This window comes from Psychrobacter sp., from assembly GCF_041554015.1.
Taxonomy (GTDB): domain Bacteria; phylum Pseudomonadota; class Gammaproteobacteria; order Pseudomonadales; family Moraxellaceae; genus Psychrobacter.
In genome coordinates, this window is the sequence record NZ_JBFFMS010000009.1 from 41,181 (window position 1) to 60,282 (window position 19,102).

Below are 19,102 nucleotides of genomic sequence, written 5' to 3' on the forward strand. Positions count from 1 at the left end.
CTTAACGTGCCTCCATTGCATCAAGCAGCTGCGAGGCATCTACTTGGGTTACTTGACTATATAAATAAGCGTTATTGATCCACTGCATCGCATGACTTGAGGTATCAAGGAATGGCTGTGGATACAGTCCAAGCCAGACCAAGCCTGCCGCTAGCATCAATAGTAATGACAGCTCACGCTTGCCCAAATCCTTTAATGGACGCGTCGGCAGACCATGAGACTTGGTTTCTTTTAATGCCACTTCTTTAATATTATTGGTCCCAAATAATGCTTTATGAATCAAAATAAGAGAGTATAAACCCGCCAATACCAAGCTAAAGGTAGCTAAGACTACAAATACCGGATAATCAGCAAAAGCGCCAAATAAGATTAAAAACTCACCAATAAAGTTACCTGTACCCGGAATACCCAGTAAGGCGGCACAGAAGAACATCAAGATCGGCGCGTAATAGCGGAACTGACCCCACATACCACCCATCAAGGTCAAATCACGTGTGTGCAGACGCTCATATAACTGCCCTGCCATAATAAACAGTGCCGCTGAGCTTAGACCATGGGCCAACATCTGAATCATCAAACCTTGCAAGCTGAGTAAGGTTCCTGCATAAATGGCCAAGACCACAAAGCCCATGTGCGAGATACTGGTGTAAGCAAGCAAGCGCTTCATATCGGTTTGCATAAAGGCAAGCCATGCACCATAGAAGATACCAATGGTACCCAAGGTCATAGCAATCGGCGCAAAATCTTGTGACGCTGCTGGAAATAATGGCAAGACGAAACGAATCAAGCCGTAAGCGGCAGTCTTAATCAAAACCCCTGCTAAATCCACTGAACCTGCGGTTGGTGCTTGCGCATGCGCATCAGGTAACCAGCCATGGAATGGAATAATTGGTAACTTCACGGCAAAGCCAATAAAGAAGCACAGCATGATCGGATATTCCCAGCCACCAAGTGAGGTGCCGAGTAAGTCATTATAATTAAAGCTGACCACCCCTTTTTGGGCATAGCTAATAATGACCAATATCAAAATACCAACGAGCATGATTAGCCCAGATGCTTGGGTATAAATAAAGAACTTGGTCGCTGCGTATTCTTTGGTTTTGCCAACCACATCATGACCCCAAAGTGCGATCAAGAAATAGATAGGAACCAGCATCATCTCCCAAAAGAAGAAGAATAAGAACAAATCAATGGCGAGGAAAACCCCAATGACGCCGCCCAAGCTCCAGAGCAAGTTTAGATGGAAGAAACCAACGCGGCGCTGAATCTCATTCCACGAACAAGCGACGGCAGCAATACCGAGTAGCCCTGTTAAGGCAACCATCATCAGTGATAAACCATCTAACGCTAAGTGGAAGCTGATACCAAAGCTCGGTATCCACGGCACACTAAATTCAGCGACCCAAGGTGCATTTGCGTCTGGCGCAATGACTTGCTGACTCATGCCACTAAAGTCACCCTGCTGCCAAAGTACCAATGACAAAGCAAAGGTCAACGTCATACCAAGCAAAGCAATCCAGCGCGGCAAGCGTTTATTAAAGCGTTCAACCAGCCAACATAGCAATCCTGCAATAAAAGGAATGGCGATTAATGCTGGTAGCATCCACGTTTGTTGTAACTCAATCATCTTATACCACCGTCATCATTACCAGCACGAGTAACACAGCCATACCCAAGCCAAAGCTTGCAGCATAACCTCGAAGTGACCCTGTTTGCGTCGCAGACAATACCTTATTGCCCGCTGATGCCAGCTTAGGCAATAACAGCCACGTTTTATCGATAGGGTCGGCTTTAAATAAGCGGCCGATGAACAAAAAGGGTTTTACAAAAACTATATCGTATAGCGCGTCAAAGCCCATACCGTGATAGCACCAATGATATAGCGCCCCGCCAATACGTGTACGCTTAAAGCTGGTCAGCAGTCGACCTTTATTAACGACATATAATAGCGCCGCGAGGATCAAACCTGCTGCCATCGCACCCATGGCGATAAACTCAGCGGTATGCTTACCATGTGCTTGACCAGCCACTTCTAATAAGTGCCCAACGCTCTCCGGCAATACGCCTTGCAATGGCGGCGTGATAAATGCGCCCACTGCGGTTGATAAGACTAGCAACACACTAAGTGGCAGCCAGTAAGACACGCCAGATAATTTGTGTGCATGGGTTTTTTCTTCACCAAAGAAGATAATCCAAATCATACGGAAGGTATAAATCGCAGTTAAGAAAGCACCGAAGACGCCCATATAAAATAAGACCATATGACCGGTTGCATAACTTTCCCACAGAATCGCTTCTTTTGAATAAAAACCAACGGTGACCCAAGGTATCGCAGCAAGCGCGCCGCCACCAACGATATAACACCAAAATACCAAAGGAATCTTTTTGCGCAAGCCGCCCATTTTAAAGATGTTTTGCTCATGATGTACCGCAAGTATCACCGCACCTGATGATAAGAATAGCAAGGCTTTAAAGAAAGCATGCGTCATCAGATGGAAGATAGCCCCTTGCCAGGCACCAACGCCGAGTGCTAAGAACATATAGCCGATTTGGCTCATGGTCGAATAAGCAAGGATACGTTTGATATCTGTTTGTACCAGCGCACAAAATCCAGCAACGACGAGCGTCAATGCACCCACTGCCCCAACCCAGTACAACAATACGCCAGGTGTCAGGATAAACAATGGATGCAGACGGGCAATCAGATAAACACCAGCGGTAACCATAGTCGCTGCGTGAATCAATGCCGATACGGGTGTTGGACCTGCCATTGCATCCGCAAGCCACGTATGTAATGGTAGCTGCGCTGATTTACCCATCGCACCACCAACGAGCATCATAGTAGTCAAAATCATCGTTGGGTTATTAATATCAAATATTTCCGGGGCACGGGCAATAATCTCTTGAATATTAAGGGTGCCAAATTCGCGGAATAATAAAAATAAACCAAAGGCTAAGAACACATCACCAACGCGGGTGACGGTAAAGGCTTTAATCGCCGCCCGACCATTAGCGCGGTCTTGATAATAAAAACCAATCAAAAGGTACGAACAGATACCGACGCCTTCCCAGCCAAGATAGAGCAAGAACAAGTTATCCGCTAATACCAGTAATAGCATACTGGCGACAAATAAGTTCATATAGCTAAAGAAGCGTGCAAAGCCCGTCTCACCTTTCATATACCATGCGGCAAACAGGTGAATTAAAAAGCCGATACCGGTAATCACACCCGTCATCGTCAATGCTAAGCCATCAAAGCTTAAGCCAAAACTTGGCGCGAAATCCCCAACTTGGAACCATGTCCATAGTGGCATCTCGATGACCGTACCAGCAGGGTTGCTGGTTAAAAAGGTATAGCTGACAATCAGCGTACAAAGTGCTGATAGCAGCATGCTACCGACACCGACAATCGCTGCTACCTGCTCGCTTAACTTATCGCGCATAAAGGCTAAAATCAAAAAGCCAACGAGCGGGAATATAAAGGTTAATGGTAATAAACTCATGACATCATCCTTTCATCTCATTGGCGCTATCGACATCGAGATGCCCACGCTGATGATAAAACCGCAATAATATTGCCAAACCAATGGCTGCCTCTGCTGCTGCTAGGGTCAAGATAAAGATAAACATAATCTGCCCATCTGGATCGACCCAGCGGCTACCTGCGACCACAAATGCCAGTGCCGCCGCATTCATCATGATCTCAAGGCTCATGAGCATAAATAAGAAATTACGCCGTACCATGACACCGCACAGACCAATAGCAAATAAGATACCTGCCAATATCAGTCCATGACTCATGGGTATCAGACCCAGTACATTTTGCGCCTCAGCAACTGGCTGCACTAAGCCTGCTACTTCATGGGCAAACGGCACATTGGCAACCTCTTGTGCCACGCTTGCTGCTAGTACCATCAGTCTGACTCCTTGCGCGTGACTTTATTCATACCTGCTTTCATACCAACATAGTCAAGCGGGTCGACGTCGTTATATTCGTATGGTTTTGCCATCTTTACTGCATCGTGACTGGTATGCGGGCTATCGTTTTCATAGAGCTCAATACTGCCGACATTTGGATTGGCGACTAAGCTGTCGTTACCGACAATCTCATCATCGATAGCTTCTTTACCTAAATGGTAAGCCGCAACCAAGGCCGCAAGTAGTAGCAATGCTGCCACTTCTATCAACATAATATATTTGGTAAATAAAACCGTACCTACGGCTTTGGCCGAAATCGTCGTACCGCCTATCATGGCCGCCTCATTATGACCCATACCAATCATCGCATATAGCACGACCGCGATGATAATCGTTAGCCCCGTCGGTATCGCCCAAGTACCCGCATCAAGCCAGCGCTCTTCACGCTCATCATTACGCATGCCTAAATTTAGCATCATGATAACGAAAACGAATAGCACCATAATGGCACCGGCGTAAACGACGATTTCGAGCGCTCCAGCGAACGGCGCACCCAAGATAAAAAATATGCCAGCGATTGCCAATAGCGACACAATCATCGATAAAATAGCGTGTACCGGATTGGCTTGGGTTACCACGCGCAAGCTAGCAAATATTGCCACCGCTGCCAGTGAGTAAAACCCTGCCAATTCAGGATGGTTCAAAATATTCATCATGGTAGCAAACTCCTTAGATCAATCGGTGCCGCTTCATTTTGCGCCGCGCCTTTTGGTTTATCTGCTACCGCCATTCCTGACACGCGATAATAGTTATAATCAGGATATTTACCCGGTCCTGAAATCAGCAAATGCTCTTTCTCATAAACCAAGTCTTGACGTACGTACTCGCCCATCTCAAAGTCAGGCGTCATCTGAATCGCCGTCGTTGGACACGCTTCTTCACACAAGCCACAAAAGATACAGCGCGAAAAGTTAATACGGAAAAACTCTGGATACCAGCGCCCATCTTCGCGCTCTGCTTTTTGCAGTGAGATACAACCAACCGGACAAGCGACCGCACACAAGTTACAAGCAACGCAGCGCTCATCACCGTCAGGGTCACGCGACAATATAATGCGTCCACGAAAGCGCGGCGGTACAGGAACAGGTTCCTCAGGATAAAGAATGGTATCGCGCGGTCTGATGGCGTGGCTATTGACCATCCACATACTGCGGACAATGGTAAAAATACCAATGACCGTCTTTTTTATAGTAGTAAACATGGATTATTATCCTTATCAGCTTTACTCTCGTTCATCAGTGATGGCTAGTAACGATTATAACGTTGGAGAAAAAATCAAAATGACCGCAGCAGTAACTAGAAGATTAATCAAGGTTACCGGCAGACAGACTTTCCAGCCAAAGTTCATCACCTGATCATAGCGCGGACGCATGAGTGAGCCTCGAGCCAAAATAAACATGGTCATAAAGAATAACGTCTTAATCATGAACCAAAAAGCTGGTGGAATAAATGGAATATCTAAATTAAACGGCGCAAGCCAACCACCAAAAAACAGGCAGGTCATCAAGGCAGAAATCAATACGACGTTGACGTATTCCCCGATAAAGAACATACCGAACTTCATACCAGAATATTCAACATGATAGCCTTCAGCAAGCTCTTGCTCGGCTTCTGGCTGATCAAATGGATGCCTATGGGTAACCGCAACACCAGCAACGACAAAGGTTAAAAAGCCAAAGAACTGCGGGATAATATACCAGCCGTCAATTTGCGCCTCGACAATGGCGCGTAGATTAAATGAGCCGGTTAAGGCAACCACACCCATTAATGACAAACCTAAAAACACTTCATAACTGATGGTTTGCGCCGCAGAACGAAGGCCGCCGAGTAGCGAAAACTTATTAGCAGACGCCCAGCCACCAAACATCACCGCATAAACCGCAATACCTGCCATGGCAAAGAAGAATAAAATACCGATATCCCAATCAGCAACGCCAAGGGATGGCGAGATAGGAATAATGGCAAATGACGCCAGTGCGGTAAACATCGCCACCGCTGGCGCCAAGGTAAACATAAACTTATCGGTAAAGTTTGGTGTCCAATCTTCTTTAAAGAAGATTTTGAGCATATCGGCAACCAACTGCAGCGAACCAAACGGTCCGACACGGTTTGGACCATAACGGTCTTGCCAAAGTGCGAGCATCCGGCGCTCATAAACAATCATCAAAGCGGCGACAATAACCACCACCAAAAAGATAACCAGCGATTGTACGACCATAAAAAGTATTGACCAAGTATCAAAGGTCATCATACCAGCCAAAAAGCTTGGCACATCAGGGATAATACGAGTCACTTGCATATTACACCTCCTGTATGGTCGGCGCGCTGCTTACGGGCGCTGCGTGATTATTGTTATTTTCAGCATTATTTGAAGCGCTGTCAGTTGCCATGCTACCCATCATTGTCACTGGTGCATCGACTTTTCGTACCGACGCGGGCATTGATGGATGGATGATGCTTACCTGACCAACCGGATAACCAATACAGCCTTCTGCTAAGTAACCAACAAGCTCAACGGGCAGCGTGATTTGCTGCTTATCAATCTCAATCGCCAGATAATCACCGGCAGCGATATTCCACTCTTTGGCATCATCAACCCCCACGCGCCATGCAGCGATAGGTAATTGCTCCGCAACGATTGGACTACGCGATGCCATCATTGAGCTGGCATAGATATTATAGATAGGTACTAGCTTAGCTTGTCCTTGCTGCATATCTGTCGTGGCTGTAGACATCGCTTCTGGAGCAATATATTGACGCGTTGGCAAGCGCTCTAGCTGATCAAATAAGCGTATACCCGGATCACCGTTGACTAGATGTCCACCGACTTTATCTTGGTATTTATTCCACGCTTGCGGTGAGTTCCAACCAGCAGATTGCGCAAAAGGAATCATCGAGCTTGGCGTTTGCTTACCGCTATAGCCTTCCATTGAAAAAGTTAAGCCAGTATCCAAATCTTTTGGCTGCATCGGCTCATGGACAGAGATTGGCGCGCGCATCGCGGTACGACCTGAGTAACGACGTGGCTGACGGGCAATTTTTAGACCCGTCATCCGGTAATCGGCTTCAGGTGCTGCTTCTTTAATACCCGCAAGCTTAGGATGGGTCGCGATCAGTGCGTTGATCACATCATCAAGCTGTGTCCAGTCAACATCACGCCCTTCTAAACTACTGTGCACAGCATGCAACCAGCGCCAGCCTTCTTTGATGCTACTTAGCGGATGATAGTATTCGTTATCATAAACTTGGAAGAAGCGCTGCGCACGACCTTCGCTTGAGACAAGCGTCCCATCGGCTTCAGCAAAGCTTGCCGCTGGCAATACGATATCGACATCTTTATGCCAATCAAGTAATTGATGGTCTAACGCAATGACGGTTTTATCGGTCAATAACTGCGTTAATTTATGCGCATCAATCGCATCGGTTAGCTGATTTTCAGCGACGATAACCACATCAAAATCCGTCGCTAATAACTCTTCGACCGATTGACCACCAAGCATACAGACCCCGATACTATTGGCATCTGTCACTGCTAGATAAATACCCGCTTGTGCATGGTACTGTTTATCCACTTCTTTTAGCTCAAGTTTGCTTGCAGGCTCGCGCTCGACATCGTCTTGTGCTTCAGTATTGACACCTGTTTCAGGCTTGTTCGGTTTGGCTGACAGATCTTTATCTTCTGTTTGCCGCGCTGTTGCTGCTTGCGCTTCGGCTGCTGCTACCTTGGCGTTATGCGCCTCAACTTGATATTGCTCAGTGGCTTTGATCGCAGTACGTTTGTGACTCAATGCTTGAGTAATTTGCGCCGCAGCTTCTATTAAAGCTGTTGATGATAAGCTACTGCCTGAGACGACTAATGGTTTATCCGCTTGGATTAAATCATAAGCAATCTGCTTTGCCAACGCTTGCATAGGGTCAGTATTAACATTGGTATCAGAATCTTGCTCACTAGTTTGCGGGTCAATAATTTTGCTTAAATCATCAGCAAAATTAGCAATCTCGTCCGCAACTTTAAAACCAAGCTTCGTGATATCTTCCGGTGTCGCAACGACGCTTACTTTACTAATATCTTCCAGTTTGGTCTGAGTCACATCGATGATATAGACGGGGCTTTGTACACCTTGACCAATACGTTTAACAGGCTCAGCCAACCAAGGCTGCGTTTTGGTCGCCGCCGCCATTTTAAGTGCTTCATTTTTTGCCGCTTGACGGATAGAAAGTGCCACGCGTGATGAGGTTTGAGTGATATCTTCACCCAAAATCAATACCGCATCATGGCTTTCGATATCAGTCATACTTGGGTTATAAATACCTTCCGTGCTCAGCACTTCGATACATTTATTGACCAGTGTTTGCTGCTGATGATTGAGACCAGTTGAGAAATTCTCAAAGCCGACCATGTTTTTTAGCGCAAAGTTAGTCTCAAGGCTGGCACGTGGTGAGCCGATACCGATGACTTTTTTATCTTTGATACGCTTGATGGTTTCATCAAGAGCATAATCGATATTAATTTTGACATGTTTATCATTGATACGTTCAAGCGCTTGGGTTGGACGATCTTCACGATTGACATAGCCATAACCAAAACGACCACGGTCACATAAGAAGTAGCGGTTGACTTCACCGTTATAGCGGTTTTCGATACGGCGCAGCTCACCATAGCGCTCACCAGCTGAGATATTACAACCCGCTGAGCAGCCATGACAGATACTAGGCGCATACTGCATATCCCACTTACGGTTATAGCGATCTGAGTGGGTCTTGTCCGTAAACACACCGGTTGGACAGACTTCGGTTAAGTTACCTGAGAACTCACTTTCAAACTGACCGTCTTTATCACGACCGAAATAGACGCGATTATTAGAACCATAGACGCCTAAATCTTCACCGCCAGCATAGTCTTTATAAAAACGCACGCAGCGATAACAAGCGATACAGCGGTTCATCTCATGGGCGATAAAAGGCCCAAGCTCTTGGTTATGATGGGTACGCTTGGTAAAGCGATAGCGACGGCGGCTATGACCTGACATATAAGTCATGTCCTGCAAATGACAATGGCCACCCTCTTCACAGGTTGGACAGTCATGTGGATGGTTAGTCATGAGTAGCTCAACCATCGACTTACGGAAGGCTTTTGCTTCATCATCGGTGACCGAGATGTACATATCATCGCCTGGGGCAACCATACATGACATCACCAGACGACCGCGACCCGCTTCCATATCTTCTTTAGACTGGTATTGCTTAACCGCGCACTGACGGCAAGAGCCGACCGAACCTAAGGCGGGGTGATAACAAAAATACGGCACATCAATGCCGAGTGACAAACATGCTTGTAGCAAGTTGTCCGCGCTATCTACTTCGACAGTGGTTCCATCAATATGTATGACTGCCATGCCGCTCTCCTTATTTCACGTCTAGCTGTTGACTGGCTGCCGCATCAATGACATCTTCACCGACCGCCTGCGCAATTTTTTGATCAAACTCAGGGCGAAAATATTTTATCGCACTCATCAGTGGTTCCATCGCACCGGGCGCATGGGCACAGAAAGTTTTACCAATCCATAAATCTCGGGTTAAGCCTTCTAGTTTTTCAACATCGCCAATCTGCCCTTCACCATCATTGATAGCGGTCAGCAATTTAACGCCCCACGGCAGGCCATCACGGCAAGGGGTACAAAAACCACAGGACTCACGTTGGAAGAAAATCTCAAGGTTACGTACGAGTGGCACCATATCTTGCTCTTCATCGACCACCATTAAAAGACCTGTACCCATACGGCTACCGGATTTTTGAATGGTGTCAAAGTCAACGACGGTATCTAAGTGCTCAGCGGTTAAAAAGTCAGTAGAGGCACCACCTGGTAGCCACGCCTTGAGAGTGCGCCCTTCCTGCATACCACCGGCGAAATCTTCGATAATCTCGCGTGCGGTATAACCAAATGGTAACTCCCATAGACCTGGGTCATTGACCAGACCTGAGCACCCAAATAGCTTAGTACCTGGGGTTTCGACCACGCCTTTAGCTTTTGGCAGGTCTTGATACCACTTGCTACCATGCAAGATAATCGCTGAAACGTTATGTAAGGTCTCAACGTTATTGACAACTGTTGGACGACCCCATGCGCCAGCCACCTGTGGAAACGGTGGTTTGGTACGCGGATTAGCTCGGCGACCTTCTAGGCAGTTAATCAATGCAGTCTCTTCACCGCAAATATAACGACCAGCGCCGGTATGCACATGCAAATCAAAACTAAAATCTGTGCCTAAGATATTGTCGCCGACCAAATTATTGGCACGTAGCTCTTCAAGAGCCGCGCTTAAACGCTCGGCTGCTAAAATATATTCACCGCGGATAAAGATATAACCAGCGGTTGCACCGATGGCGTAAGCAGAAATCAGCATACCTTCGATAAGTTGTAGCGGCAAACGCTCCATCAAGAGACGGTCTTTAAAAGTGCCCGGCTCCATCTCATCAGCATTACAGACGAGATAACGTGGTCCACCATCGGGCTGTGCCATCAATGACCATTTGATACCGGCTGGGAAACCTGCGCCGCCGCGACCTTTGACCACTGCTTCTTTGATGGTATTTAAGGTAGCATCTGGTGACTGGTTTAAAGCTATTTTTAGCGCTTCAAAACCGCGTAGTGATTCATAAGTAGCCAAATCAAGCACTGCATCATGATGCGCTAGGCGCCATGTTAAAGGCTTGGTTTCACTAGTCGCTGTGGCTTTGTCACCATAGATAGGAATACGCTGCTCATTGAGCTGACTTGGCGCTTGACCTTGGTTACGACAAGCAATCTGCTCTGAAATACTTAAACTCATGGATATGCCTCCAGCAATTGAGCAACATCGGTCGGCTGCACAGGACCATAAGTGTGCTCATCAATCAATACCGCCGGACCCTTGTCGCAGTTACCCAAACAGCAGATCGGCAATAGAGTAAAACGACCATCAGCCGTTGTTTGACCATAGTCGATACCGAGCTGCGCTTTTAATTCAGCTGCCAGCGCTTCATAGCCTGTCAAATAACAAGCGACCGAATCACAAACAAGAATCACATGGCGACCGACCGGTTGACGATAAATACGGTTAAAGAAGGTGGCTACCCCATCCATATCAGTCATTGGCACATTAAGGATATTGGCAATGGCATTGACCTGCGCATCATCGACCCAGCCGTTACGCTTTTGCACAATTTTTAGGGCATCGAGTGACGCTGCCCGTGGATGCGGATAATGATGCATATACTCATGGATAGCCGCAATTTCTTCAGCGGTTAAGATACTTGCCACATCTACTTTTGGCATTTTATCGGAAACAATTTTCATAATCTTTTTCTTTCCTCACTCAGCCCACTGTTTAAGCTTATGGCGTAATAACAGCGTTTTGGTGTGCCAGTTTGGCAATAATATATGAATAAACTTGTATTACTTTTAACATCTATGGCGTTAGCGATCACAATCCGCCATCACAATATCAATCGATGCCAAATACATAATGGCATCGGATACCAGTGAGCCATTAATGACCGATGGCATCTGCTGCAGGTGGGCAAATGTCGGCGTACGGATACGGGTACGATAACTCATTGTCGCTTTGTCTGAGGTAATGTAATAGCTGTTAAGACCTTTGGTCGCCTCCACAATCGTCGTACATTCGCCCGCTGGCATGACAGGACCCCAAGAGACAGAGAGGAAGTGATTAATCAAGGTCTCAATATCGTTCAAGGTACGGTCTTTTGGTGGCGGTACGGCCAATGGGTGATCGGCCTTATAAGGACCTTGCGGCATATTATCCATACACTGACGGATAATACGTAACGACTGGCGCATCTCTTCAACTTTTACCATACAGCGATCATAAGCATCGCCGTTGTAGCCGACTGGCACTTCAAAATCGTAGTTCTCATAGCCCATATACGGGCGCGCTTTACGTAAATCAAAATCCAAACCTGTGGCACGTAAGCCTGCGCCAGTAACGCCCCAAGCAAGTGCTTGCTTGGTATTATATTGTGCAACACCTTGAGTACGACCTTTAAGCACGCTGTTTTGTAGTGCCGCTTTGACATACTCATCCAAGCGTTTTGGCATCCAATCTAAGAACTCGCGAACCAGACGCTGCCAGCCGCGTGGCAGATCAGCCGCCGTACCGCCGATACGGAACCAAGCAGGATGCATACGATAGCCAGTGACGGCTTCGATAACGTCATAGGCTTTTTGACGATCGGTAAACATATAGAATACTGGCGTCATACCGCCAGCATCCTGAATAAAGGTACCGACAAACAGCAAGTTATTGGTAATACGGAAGAACTCGCTCATCATCACGCGAATGGTTTCAGCACGCGGTGGAATGGTGATACCGGCAAGCTTTTCAACCGACATGATATACGGTAGCTCATTCATCACACCGCCGAGATAATCGATACGGTCGGTATAAGGAATAAATGAGTGCCACGTTTGGCGCTCAGCCATCTTTTCGGCGCCGCGATGGTGATAGCCGATATCTGGGATACAGTCGACAACTTCTTCACCATCAAGCTGCAAGACCAAACGGAATGCACCGTGAGCAGATGGATGGTTAGGACCGATGTTCAAGAACATAAAGTCTTCGTCACGACCCGAGCGTTTCATGCCCCACTCTTCAGGGACAAAGCGCAGGTTTTCTTGCTCATATTGCTGCTTAGCCGTATTCAAAAAATACGGGGTAAACTCAGTCGCCCGCGCATGATATTCTTTACGTAGCGGATGCCCTTCCCAGTATTTTGGTAATAAAATACGGGTTAAATGCGGATGTCCGCTAAAAGCAATACCAAACATATCCCACACTTCACGCTCATACCAGTTGGCATTTGGCCAAATTTTGGTCGCGCTTGGCACATTGAGATCGTCTTCACTTAGTGCCACCTTGATACGCACATCGCTATTACGCTCAAGCGACATCAAGTGATAAAACACCGTAAAGTCACTGTCAGGCAAACCTTGGCGATGCTGGCGCAGGCGCTCATCTATCGCTGATAAGTCAAAGAGCATGACATAAGGCTTTGGCAATTTGCGCAGGTATAAGAGAACGTCTAATAAATCAGCACGCGCCACCCACACCGTTGGAATCTCATCAACCGTGTGCTGCACCACAAACTTACCAGCATATTTTTCTTCCAGCTCTTTGATAACTGCTGGGATAGGCTTGATCTTATCCATGTTGTTAGGATCTGTGTTTTCAACTACCGTGACCATGAATGATGTCTTCCTTCATTAATCATAACTGAGCTATAGTAAATATAACTGAGCAATGATAAGCGTACGTGCACTTCTAAGAGTTATGAACCACTAAACCAAACCGCTTAACTAAATACTATCTGGGCTACGTAAGTTTTTCACAGCGATACGATCTGCTTGCTTACGGTCACGTTCAGGCGTCATTTGCGGCTGATAGATACCCTGCTCATTGACATGAATACCCAGCGGACGACGCTCTTTCGTAATCGACTCTTGCAGTAGCATCAAACCTTGAATCAAGGCTTCTGGACGCGGCGGACAACCGGGTACATAAACATCAACAGGGATAATTTTATCCACGCCTTGCACCACTGAGTAGATGTCATACATACCGCCCGAATTGGCACAAGCACCCATAGAGATGACCCATTTTGGCTCAAGCATCTGCTCATATAAGCGCTGAATAACCGGTGCCATTTTGACAAAACAAGTACCAGCGACAATCATCACATCTGCCTGACGAGGCGAGGCGCGAATAACTTCGGCACCAAAGCGTGATAAATCATGAACGGCAGTTAAGGTAGTGGCATATTCGACATAACAGCATGAGGTACCAAAGTTAAATGGCCACAGTGAGTGCTTGCGTCCCCAGTTTGCTGTTGAATGAACAAGGTCTTCAAGACGACCCATAAAGACGCTTTTATTGACTTCGTCTTCAAGCGGATCATTGACCGTTTGAGTGGTCTGTGCAGGATAGACATCTGCATCAGGGTTGGCTTTTGTTAATGTGTATTTCATAACATACAACCTTTATTTTAAGCGACACATGGCAGTCAAATTGCCATTAAGCGCGCCATAACTTCCATTATGAATAAGTGATCATGCTCAAATCAGGCTATAACAATATAGCGATAGCGAGCAGCAATTAGCGTTCTACCCTACTGTTTTGTGCAGACGTAGCAAAATCCACAGAAGTAACATTACCTGTGGTATTAATATGATCGATATTCTGCAAATGACGACGATTGGTCTCAATATTGTTTGAGACATTGATCTGACCTGATGACTGCGCAGGCACCTTACCTGTTGGGTCAACCATCAGCTCATCAACGCCATCAAATCTCGTGATATCTGCCAAATTAAAGCCTGCCGGAGCCGCATGTATGCGAGGTTTTCTGCGGCGTTTATCAGCAGGTGCCCAGTTCATCGCGCCCAGACTAAGCTCGTATATTAAACCAATAATCAAGATGGTGATAAATATCGCAGCGGCAGCAAAGCCAAGCCAGCCTGCTTCACGAACAGAGACAGCATAAGCGTATAAATATAGGGCTTCTAAATCAAAAATAACGAAGAAGATTGCCACCAAATAGAATTTGGCAGACAAACGAATACGGGCGCTGCCAGCTCCGACAACACCCGCTTCAAATATCTCTTCTTTTTGTGAGCCTTGAGAGCGACCGCCAAGTAAACGCGGAACGACCAGCATAAATACAACTAGCCCAATGGCGGCTAAAATAAAAGCGATTGCTGACCAATTAAAAGCAGACATGATAATACGTGCTCCTCACCCAATCGAGTGTCAAGCGCACCGCACATAATCACAATAGTGACAATGGCGACAGGCACAATGCAGACGAAAACACAAAGCAACTGTCATTGAGTCACTTTAGTTGAGTAAATTTGTTTAAATAACTCAGTGATTAGGACAAATCAGTGACTATTACAGCTACTGTGCTGGTAATAACCAATTATCAAGCTTATTGACGACGATGTCAGACGTGACCAACTGCAGATTGCGCCATGCGGCGGCTAATGGCTGGTCGCCTAACGCATCTTCTAACAACGTAAGATCAACGTATTAAATCAATATCATATTTGAGTGGTTATTTAATTGATTTAATAGCTCATTACACGTGGTCAACAATGACGTGACAACTGGCATAAATTATTTACGTACTATACGCATATCGGCAATCAAAAGCTAGTTTTTAACTGCATTGAACGGTCATTTTCTCTGCAAAAAAAGGATGTTTTTTTTAATATAAACTATGATATAGACGTTACCTTATATTAAGCCCAAATCCGCATTTCAAAATAGGCGCTGGGATATATAGTGTAAGTCACGAAAACCAAACGCTTTTTTACTCAGTATCCCTCTTTCAACTCCTCACCCAAAGATAGGGTTTTTGCTTTATAATGACCCACCGAATTCTATGGTCGTTTTGATGACGGCACTTATGATTAATTGTCACAAAATATTAACTGCTATAAGCTTAGCTAGCGGATGGATTGAATAGTCCTATCAACGCCAGCTTTTTTTGCTTTTTGTCTTATGTCTTACAGGTCACCTTATGAGTCAACTTAATCCCAAACAAACCGAGGCCATGCTCTACGTATCCGGTCCATTGCTTGTGCTAGCAGGTGCCGGCTCCGGTAAGACGTCGGTGATTACCCGTAAGATTGCCTATCTCATCGAAGAATGTAACATGCCAGCTGAGCGCATCACCGCAGTAACCTTTACCAACAAAGCGGCACGTGAGATGAAGGCGCGGGTCAGTAAACTGTTGCCGAGTGAAAAAACTCGCGGGCTCACGGTCTCGACCTTCCACCAATTTGGGCTACAGTTTTTACGTTATGAGCTGATACATACGCCATTGAAAGGCAACTTCTCCATCATGGACAGCGATGATAGCAAGCGTTTGCTGATGGAGCTGATGATGCGTGACAACTTAAGCGGCGCTGAAAGCCGAGAGCTGGTCGGCAAAGCAATCAAGATGATCTCTGATTGGAAAAACGATCTGATTGAACCTGATAAGGCGATGGAGACGTTGGACGATCCAGAAGAGATGATTTTTGCCACCCTCTATGCACTATATGAGCGCAATTTGCGTGCTTATAACGCCGTTGATTTTGATGATTTGATTGTATTGCCGACCAAAATATTACGTGAAAATAGAGAGCTGCGTGATAAATGGCAAAACCGTATTCGTTATTTACTGGTCGATGAATACCAAGATACCAATACCGCCCAGTACGAGATGATTAAGTATCTGGTCGGTCCACAAGGGCGCTTTACCGTCGTAGGCGATGACGACCAATCTATCTATGCGTGGCGCGGTGCTAAGCCTGAAAACATGGCGCTGCTCAAAGAAGATTTTCCAAAACTTAAAATCGTCATGCTTGAGCAAAATTACCGCTCAACCACCCGTATCTTGACCTCTGCCAACGCCGTTATCACCAACAATGAGCATTTATTTGAAAAGAAGCTTTGGTCAGATAAGGGTCAAGGCGAAAAAATCCGCATTATTAACTGCCGTAATGACGACGATGAATCAGAGCGGGTGGCAAAAGAGATTGTCACGCATAAGCTGCGTTTCGGTAATGAGTGGGAGCAATACGCCGTCCTTTATCGCAGTAACTTTCAGGCGCGCATGCTAGAGGCACAACTTCGTCAATTGCAAGTGCCTTATAAGCTATCAGGTGGTCAGTCGTTTTTTGCTCGTAGCGAAATCAAAGACATCATGGGCTATTTGCGTCTGATTTTAAACCCTGAAGATGACAGTGCGTTTTTGCGTATCATCAATACGCCCAAGCGCGGTATGGGACCGGCGACACTTGAGAAGTTAGGCTTATTTTCACAAGAGCATAGCATCTCACTACTCGCCTCTTGTACCCATGCCGGTCTTGCTCACGTCTTACCGTCGAAATCTTATGGCACTTTAAAAGAGTTTGGTGACTTTATTGGGCATTATACCCGTGAGCTCGATCAGCATCCCGACCCTGTGCCAATCGTCCGTCAAATGATTGATGAGACCGGTTATATCGACTTTGTGCGTAGCGATGCCAAAACGCCGCAACAAGAAAAAAACCGTATCGATAATATTGATATGCTCTATACCAGTATTCAATCGCTGATCAATCGCGCCGAAGAAGATGAAGACCGCACCATTGATACCATTATTCGTAAGCTGGTGCTCCTCGATATGCTCGAGCAGCAGCAAGAAGAGGAAAATACCAATAAAGTGAACCTCATGACCTTACATGCAGCAAAAGGTCTGGAGTTTGATTTTGTGTATATCATGGGGCTTGAGGAAGAAATGCTACCGCACCGCAACTCTATCCTCAGCGAGACGATCGAAGAAGAGCGGCGCTTGATGTATGTGGGTATTACTCGCGCCCGTCGTGAGCTGACCTTGACGCTGGCGACCCAGCGCCGCGCTGGTGGTCAGATGCGCGTCACCTCTGAATCACGCTTTTTAGATGAATTACCAGAAGATCATATCGACTGGCCAGCCAAAGCGAAAAAGAAAAAGGCCAGCAAAGATCCTGAAAAGGTTGCTGATGAATATTTGGCCAACATTCGCGCTTTATTAGGCAACCGTTAATGTTTAACCTTTGACAACAACCTTTAAAAACAGCTTGCTAATAGAATTCATTCATTGAACATTAAGACTATATTTTAGTTATTATTATTGCAAAACTTGGAACATTTATGCCCAACTCAACGCCCCCTTCTGAACAGCCATCGGCAAGACAGCTTGCTTATAACCCAGCGGAATCTAATGCTGAGTATAAGCTGCTGTACTTGCAGGAACTGGTGGCTGACAAAGCGTATGAGGCGATTACTGAGTTTTTAGGGAAGCAGTCAGAATATGAGATTGCCAACTTATTAGAGTCGTTCCCGACTCAGAGCCGACTGCTGATTTGGGCGCAAGTACCAGAAAACATCAAAGGTGAAGTATTAGCTGAGCTTGAGTTTGATACACGTCAGCCATTGATGGAGAACATCTCTTCAAAAGAGATCTCACTGTTTACGCAAGATCTTGATGCGCAAGATATCTCGGAGATCTTAGATACCGTTACCGAAAGCGTTCGTACTTCGGTGATGGCGACTTTGGATGAAGAAATTCGCATTCAGGTCAATAAACTCGATACCTATGCCGATTGGGAAGTTGGCAGTTATATGGATCCTGATCTTATTCAGGTGCGAGAAGATTTGACGTTGGCTGATGTTCAAAACTGGCTGCGTGAAGATACTGAGCTGCTTGATGATGAAAGCCAAGAGCTACTGGTCGTCGATCAAAGCCAGCAACTGCTTGGCTTATTAAGTCTCGCTGATTTGATTAAACATGACCAAGCCACCTTGGTTGCTGATTTGATTGACAGTGCAATCACCATCAATGACCGCTTAGATATTCAAGACGCGGCGGCGATTTTTCGCTCAGAAGATATTCGTTTTGCGCCGGTGATTAACAGCCATGGCGAACTGGTCGGTCAGTTAAATGGTGAAGATATCATGGAGATTATCCAAGATGATGTCGATAGCACCATGAAAAACTTGGCCGGTGTCAGTAATGATGAGGAGCTATTCGCCCCTATTTTGACCAGCGCCAAAAGTCGTAGTGTTTGGCTTGGGATTAATTTATGTACGGCATTGTTAGCGGCGGCAGTGATTGGGCAGTTTGAGGCAGTACTGGCAAAAGTGGTGGCATTGGCGATTCTTATGCCTGTGGTCGCTAGTATGGGCGGTATTGCAGGCTCACAGACGCTTACCGTCGTCATTCGCGGTATGGCCATGGGTCAAATCGGTGGCTCTAATCGCGTATGGTTATTAAATAAAGAGCTGTGGGTTGGCGCGATAAACGGTATCATATGGGCGATAATCATGGCGTTTATTGCGCAGTTGTGGTTTCATGACATGAAAATCAGTGCGGTCATTGGGCTTGCCATTGCGATCAATATGACGGCTGCCAATGTCTCGGGCATTAGTATTCCGCTACTGCTAAAGCGCATGAATATCGACCCTGCGCTATCTGCTTCAGTTATTTTGACCACGGTGACAGACATTGTCGGCTTTATGTCGTTTTTGGGCTTAGCAAGCGTGCTGATTCTTTAAT

The 19,102-nt window shown here is 46.2% G+C and carries 14 protein-coding genes; 2 read left to right on the plus strand and 12 right to left on the minus strand.

What is annotated here, in order from left to right:
* Nucleotide 1 precedes the first annotated feature (1 nt).
* The 12 genes from nuoM to ndhC form a co-directional block, all read right to left on the minus strand.
* Nucleotides 2–1,627, minus strand: coding sequence for an NADH-quinone oxidoreductase subunit M (gene nuoM / locus ABYU67_RS04425; protein ID WP_372843798.1), 1,626 nt, complete (start codon nt 1,625–1,627; stop codon nt 2–4).
* A 1-nt stretch (nt 1,628) separates the two neighbouring features.
* Nucleotides 1,629–3,503, minus strand: a complete 1,875-nt coding sequence (nuoL, locus tag ABYU67_RS04430; RefSeq protein WP_372843800.1) for an NADH-quinone oxidoreductase subunit L — start codon at nt 3,501–3,503, stop codon at nt 1,629–1,631.
* Nucleotides 3,504–3,507: 4 nt separating this feature from the next.
* Nucleotides 3,508–3,816 carry an NADH-quinone oxidoreductase subunit NuoK gene (gene nuoK / locus ABYU67_RS04435; protein WP_041753378.1) on the minus strand — a complete coding sequence of 103 codons (309 nt, stop codon included), beginning with the start codon at nt 3,814–3,816 and terminating at the stop codon, nt 3,508–3,510.
* 98 nt (nt 3,817–3,914) lie between these two features.
* Complete coding sequence (nuoJ, locus tag ABYU67_RS04440; RefSeq protein ID WP_372843801.1) at nt 3,915–4,634, minus strand: NADH-quinone oxidoreductase subunit J; 720 nt, start codon at nt 4,632–4,634, stop codon at nt 3,915–3,917.
* Complete coding sequence (gene nuoI / locus ABYU67_RS04445) at nt 4,631–5,179, minus strand: NADH-quinone oxidoreductase subunit NuoI (protein WP_372843802.1); 549 nt, start codon at nt 5,177–5,179, stop codon at nt 4,631–4,633. Before nuoI ends, nuoJ begins: the two co-directional genes overlap by 4 nt.
* Nucleotides 5,180–5,233: 54 nt before the next feature.
* Entirely contained in the window at nt 5,234–6,229 is a 996-nt protein-coding gene (gene nuoH / locus ABYU67_RS04450; protein ID WP_372843824.1) for an NADH-quinone oxidoreductase subunit NuoH, read from the minus strand.
* A 49-nt stretch (nt 6,230–6,278) separates the two neighbouring features.
* Nucleotides 6,279–9,374 (minus strand): NADH-quinone oxidoreductase subunit NuoG, encoded by a 3,096-nt coding sequence (gene nuoG, locus ABYU67_RS04455; protein WP_372843803.1) that lies wholly within the window; start codon nt 9,372–9,374, stop codon nt 6,279–6,281.
* 10 nt (nt 9,375–9,384) lie between these two features.
* On the minus strand, nt 9,385–10,809 hold the full coding sequence (nuoF, locus tag ABYU67_RS04460; protein ID WP_372843804.1) for an NADH-quinone oxidoreductase subunit NuoF: 1,425 nt from the start codon (nt 10,807–10,809) through the stop codon (nt 9,385–9,387).
* Entirely contained in the window at nt 10,806–11,315 is a 510-nt protein-coding gene (gene nuoE / locus ABYU67_RS04465) for an NADH-quinone oxidoreductase subunit NuoE (RefSeq protein ID WP_372843805.1), read from the minus strand. Before nuoE ends, nuoF begins: the two co-directional genes overlap by 4 nt.
* Nucleotides 11,316–11,435: 120 nt before the next feature.
* Nucleotides 11,436–13,223, minus strand: a complete 1,788-nt coding sequence (gene nuoC, locus ABYU67_RS04470) for an NADH-quinone oxidoreductase subunit C/D (RefSeq protein WP_372843806.1) — start codon at nt 13,221–13,223, stop codon at nt 11,436–11,438.
* Between the two features lie 111 nt (nt 13,224–13,334).
* Nucleotides 13,335–14,003 carry an NADH-quinone oxidoreductase subunit B gene (locus tag ABYU67_RS04475; RefSeq protein ID WP_372843807.1) on the minus strand — a complete coding sequence of 223 codons (669 nt, stop codon included), beginning with the start codon at nt 14,001–14,003 and terminating at the stop codon, nt 13,335–13,337.
* A gap of 127 nt (nt 14,004–14,130) precedes the next feature.
* On the minus strand, nt 14,131–14,754 hold the full coding sequence (gene ndhC, locus ABYU67_RS04480; protein WP_372843808.1) for an NADH-quinone oxidoreductase subunit A: 624 nt from the start codon (nt 14,752–14,754) through the stop codon (nt 14,131–14,133).
* A gap of 802 nt (nt 14,755–15,556) precedes the next feature.
* Here ndhC and ABYU67_RS04485 point away from each other — a divergent pair.
* Together ABYU67_RS04485 and mgtE are read left to right on the plus strand one after the other, a co-directional pair.
* A complete protein-coding gene (locus tag ABYU67_RS04485) occupies nt 15,557–17,590 on the plus strand; it encodes a UvrD-helicase domain-containing protein (protein ID WP_372843809.1) in 2,034 nt (677 codons plus the stop codon).
* Between the two features lie 107 nt (nt 17,591–17,697).
* A complete protein-coding gene (mgtE, locus tag ABYU67_RS04490; RefSeq protein WP_372843810.1) occupies nt 17,698–19,101 on the plus strand; it encodes a magnesium transporter in 1,404 nt (467 codons plus the stop codon).
* Nucleotide 19,102 lies beyond the last annotated feature (1 nt).